1 rRNA gene is annotated in these 1,413 nt (G+C 56.9%); it reads left to right on the top strand.

Features of this window, described 5'->3' with window-relative positions:
- Positions 1-1,413 (top strand): 23S ribosomal RNA (locus tag MHY29_RS12075); the annotation flags it as partial.

Genomic DNA, 1,413 nt, shown 5'->3' on the forward strand with positions numbered 1-1,413 from the left:
GGTGACGGCGTGCCTTTTGAAGAATGAGCCTGCGAGTTAGTGATACGTGGCGAGGTTAACCCGTGTGGGGAAGCCGTAGCGAAAGCGAGTCTGAATAGGGCGGTTCAGTCGCGTGTCCTAGACCCGAAGCGGAGTGATCTACCCATGGCCAGGTTGAAGCGCGTGTAAGAGCGCGTGGAGGACCGAACCCACTTCAGTTGAAAATGGAGGGGATGAGCTGTGGGTAGGGGTGAAAGGCCAATCAAACTCCGTGATAGCTGGTTCTCCCCGAAATGCATTTAGGTGCAGCGTCACGTGTTTCTTCCCGGAGGTAGAGCTACTGGATGGACGATGGGCCCTACAAGGTTACTGACTTCAGCCAAACTCCGAATGCCGGGAAGTGAGAGCGTGGCAGTGAGACTGTGGGGGATAAGCTTCATAGTCGAGAGGGAAACAGCCCAGACCACCGGTTAAGGCCCCTAAGCGTGTGCTAAGTGGGAAAGGATGTGGAGTTGCTGAGACAACCAGGAGGTTGGCTTAGAAGCAGCCACCCTTGAAAGAGTGCGTAATAGCTCACTGGTCAAGTGATTCCGCGCCGACAATGTAGCGGGGCTCAAGTACACCGCCGAAACCGTGGCATTCAGTTTTCTGGATGGGTAGGGGAGCGTCGTTCACGAGGTGAAGCCAGCGAGTAATTTCTGGTGGATTGTGGACGAGTGAGAATGCAGGCATGAGTAGCGAAAGACGGGTGAGAAACCCGTCCGCCGGATGACTAAGGGTTCCAGGGTCAAGCTAATCTGCCCTGGGTGAGTCGGGACCTAAGGCGAGGCCGACAGGCGTAGTCGATGGACAACGGGTTGATATTCCCGTACCAGTGAAGAACCGCCCATGCTGAGCCGGTGATACTAACCGTCTGAAGCGCCCCTCACTGCCCCTTCGGGGGTGGATGGGTGCGTGGAGCACGGGACCTGAACCGGGGAGGCAAGCGTATTAACAGGTGTGACGCAGGAAGGTAGCCGGGCCAGGCAATGGAATCGACCTGGTCTAAGGGTGTAGGGCTGCCGGTAGGTAAATCCGCCGGCTGTGTGCTTGAGACCTGATGGGCGCCCACGTGGTGGGTGATCCGGTGATCCTATGCTGCCAAGAAAAGCATCGGCGCGAGGTTTGAACTGCCCGTACCCTAAACCGACACAGGTGGTCAGGTAGAGAATACTAAGGCGATCGAGAGAATCATGGTTAAGGAACTCGGCAAAATGCCCCCGTAACTTCGGGAGAAGGGGGGCCCCAACCTTGAGCACCGCTTGCTGGTGTGAGGGGATCGGGGCCGCAGAGACCAGGGGGAAGCGACTGTTTATCAAAAACACAGGTCCGTGCGAAGTCGTAAGACGATGTATACGGACTGACTCCTGCCCGGTGCTGGAAGGTTAAGAGGAC

It is taken from the genome of Micrococcus sp. ACRRV, assembly GCF_022346985.1.
In the GTDB taxonomy this organism is placed as follows: domain Bacteria; phylum Actinomycetota; class Actinomycetes; order Actinomycetales; family Micrococcaceae; genus Micrococcus; species Micrococcus porci.